This window comes from Mesorhizobium sp. M7A.F.Ca.CA.002.09.1.1 (genome assembly GCF_003998555.1).
In the GTDB taxonomy this organism is placed as follows: domain Bacteria; phylum Pseudomonadota; class Alphaproteobacteria; order Rhizobiales; family Rhizobiaceae; genus Mesorhizobium; species Mesorhizobium ciceri.
Map to the genome: position 1 here is coordinate 1 of NZ_RZRR01000692.1, position 3,066 is coordinate 3,066.

Genomic DNA, 3,066 nt, shown 5'->3' on the forward strand with positions numbered 1-3,066 from the left:
CCTCACGCCGTTCACCTCCATCAAAGCTGAGCTCGAATCGATCGCAGCAAGCGCGGCAGTTCATCGACGGCTATCGGATCAGTCGACCGATGATCCTTTGGGACGCTTCGGGCGCTTTACCAAGGCGTTCGACGTGTCAACGGCCATGCCTCTCGTGCTCTATCTAGCGGGCGAAAGCGCGCTGGACGAAGGCGAGCTGCCCGATGCTCTCCGGCTGATCGAATCCTATATCGTCAGGCGCGATATCTGCGGCCTCACGACCGCCAATTACAACAAGTTCTTTGTCGATATGATCGCAAAGCTTCGCGCGGGCGGCCAAGTGTCAGTCGCGCGTGTTCATCAATTGCTGTCCGCGAGTCAGGCGGATGCGATCCGTTTCCCGCCAGACAGCGAATGGAAGGCGCAATGGCTTGGTCGCGACCAATACAAAGGGAGTCGTCAGCCGCGCCTTCGGTATCTGTTCGAGGCGCTTGAACACCAGAAAAGGAACGATCGCAGCGAAGTCGTCGCCATCCGGAGCGATTTGACGCTCGAACACATCATGCCGCAAAAATGGCGCGAGAATTGGCCCGTTCCGGGTTTTGATCACGTTGCGGCCGGCGAGGTGGATATTGACCAGGTTGCTCGCGAGGTTGACCGCGACAAGATCATAAACAAGCTCGGCAACCTCACACTGCTGACCCAGAAGCTGAACACGTCGGCTTCGAACGGATCGTTCTCGACCAAGATGCCTGCTGTGAGAGCACACACGGCGCTCGCGCTGAACCGGGAACTCCATCAGTACCAGGCATGGGATGAGGAGACCGTCTCACACCGTGGAAGCGCGCTGTTCGATACGGCGCTTTCGATATGGTCCGGCCCGACGATTGCTGAGCAGAATAATCAGAACGCAGGCGCAGGGCACGCGTTGACGCAGCAGGCCGACGCTGCGGAATAGGCGGCGCGGAAATGGGTTCACCATGCGAACGAGCATGCTAGGGAATGGGCGGAAACCGTCGTCCTATGTGCTTGTGCCGCATGATGCCGTGAAGCCGAGCTCGACGCTGGTGTCGGCGTACGCGCAGGCCGCGGAGTTGGTGTGACTGATCATAGTTTTTTGAGGGAGAGGGATGGCCAACAGCGCCGTCCCTGTGGGGGGGTGAATTGCTGGAGAGTGTAACGGCAACAGAGTTTCTGCGCCCGGCCTCTCAGGGTCGCACCGCTCCGATCCTTTTGATGTGCGAGGATGCGGCAGGAGAGACCGTCGAGGTTTTCTGCAAGCTATCCAGCGGATGCGATGCCGGGGTGTCGAGCTTGTCTCGGGAGAGCATAGGTGCCTGCTTGGCTGCGGACCTCGGATTGCCTGTTCCCCGTCCCTATTGGGTTCGGCTGCCCCCTGAGTTCATAGAGTCTGTTTCAGACGAGACTGTTCGCCAGAAGCTTGGCGTGAGCTCACCTGTCGGATTCGGATCACTGCGTGTTCCCAACCAGTTTGCAGCATGGGCGAAAGGCAATTTGATTACTGACACAATGATGCCTGACGCAACTGGTATTCTGATCTTCGATGCGATCATCCAGAATCCGGATCGACGCGACGGGAATCCCAACTGCTTGGTGAAGGGCGACAATCTGCGGATATTCGATCACGAGCTGGCTTTCATGACTGAGCAACTCCTGTTCTGGAAGCCGCCCTGGACACTAGGTGGCCTGAGTTGGGTCGGAGTGCCAGGAGCCCATATTTTCGTTGGGGGATTGAAGGGGCGGGATGTTGATTATGATCTCATCAAGGATCGCTGGGTTAACTTGTCAGATGAGGTGATTGCGAGCTATCAGACCGCAGTTCCGGACGAGTGGGCTGGCTCGGAGGCCGCCGTTCACGCAGCGCTTAAGCTAATTCGAGATGCACGAGACAACATCGACGGGTGTTTGGATGAAGTGCGGAGGATACTGAAATGAGCGATCGCCATCCCTACAACTTCATTGTCCTGCGTTATGTCCACGACATCGTAACCGGGGAGTTCGTGAACGTTGGCGTGATCTTGCATGTCTCACGTGAGGGCATCCTGAGGTGGCGCACGCGAAAGACCATAGGCCGTATCAAAAGCGTGTTCCCGGATCTCGATCGCGAGGCCTTCGTGGCTGCTATGCGGAGTGTCGAGCGGGGTATGCGTGGCGCTTCCAAGATGCTGCCCAAGGAGGGTCTGTTCAGGCAAGATCGCGGACTGGACTCCTACGCCAAGTCAATCGTACCGAATGACGACAGTTCCCTACAATGGTCACCTGTCAGCTCCGGTGTGACCAACGATCCATCGAAGACCTTCGAGCGTCTCTATGAGCGATTTGTTGGCCGCTACGATGTGACCGTGAAGGCCAGGAAGACTGACGAGGATATCTGGCGGCCCGTCCGTACCATGCTAGCCGAGCGGAATCTGAACGTGGAACTGGAAAAGAAGGTCTTATCCAGCAAAGCGGATAGTATCGAGTTCAAGCACGCATGGAAGAACGGCAGTTGGCATGCCTATGAACCGTTGTCGTTAGACTTGGCGGATGCTGATGGGATTAAGGACAAGGTCCGTCGCTGGCGTGGGCATCTTGCTGCTGTCGCAGATGACGCGCAAGAGCCGTTGAAGCTGCATTTCATTGTGGGTGCGCCAGAGAACCGTCAGCTTATGCCTGTCTACAAAAACGCGCTTGAGATCTTACGTGGCTCTCCATTCGCACCGGAGATCGTTGAGGAAACGCAGATCGCCTCATTGGTCGATGAAATCGAGGATGAAGTTCGGTCGCACAATCAGCGGATTTGATCCGTGATGGTGCAGCCTCCGCATGGCTAATCAGCAGCCATGTCGGAACGGCTCACGATCGTGAGGGGCGAGGATTAGGCACACAACTCTGTCTCGTCGAAAATCATTTGAGTATGCCTTTAGCGGACCGCGTTTTTAGGTGGTTCGATAATAACGTTTGACCACCCTAATCGTACCAGACAATATGAGACCATTCATATCGAACCGGGGCCTCATATGTTCGTCCGCGCCTATCTCCGAGCCTCAACGAAAGAGCAGGATGCCAACCGAGCCAAAGGTGACC

At 56.6% G+C, this 3,066-nt stretch carries 3 protein-coding genes; all 3 read left to right on the forward strand.

Annotated features, from left to right (window positions below; all coding sequences use genetic code 11):
- On the forward strand, positions 1 to 937 hold a 937-nt coding region (locus tag EN994_RS24585; protein WP_164746143.1), incomplete at its 5' end, for an HNH endonuclease family protein.
- A 206-nt stretch (positions 938 to 1,143) separates the two neighbouring features.
- The gene (locus EN994_RS24590; RefSeq protein WP_206617027.1) at positions 1,144 to 1,935 is read left to right on the forward strand and encodes a HipA family kinase; all 792 of its coding nucleotides are present in this window, start codon (positions 1,144 to 1,146) and stop codon (positions 1,933 to 1,935) included.
- Entirely contained in the window at positions 1,932 to 2,783 is an 852-nt protein-coding gene (locus tag EN994_RS24595; RefSeq protein WP_063168127.1) for a DUF3037 domain-containing protein, read from the forward strand. The genes EN994_RS24590 and EN994_RS24595 overlap by 4 nt, the downstream gene beginning before the upstream one ends.
- The last annotated feature ends 283 nt before the right edge of the window (positions 2,784 to 3,066 follow it).

What these genes read in the sequence shown, in the direction of transcription:
- EN994_RS24595 (WP_063168127.1), top strand. Translation starts at nt 1,932, where the DNA reads ATGAGCGATCGCCATCCCTACAACTTCATTGTCCTGCGTTATGTCCAC.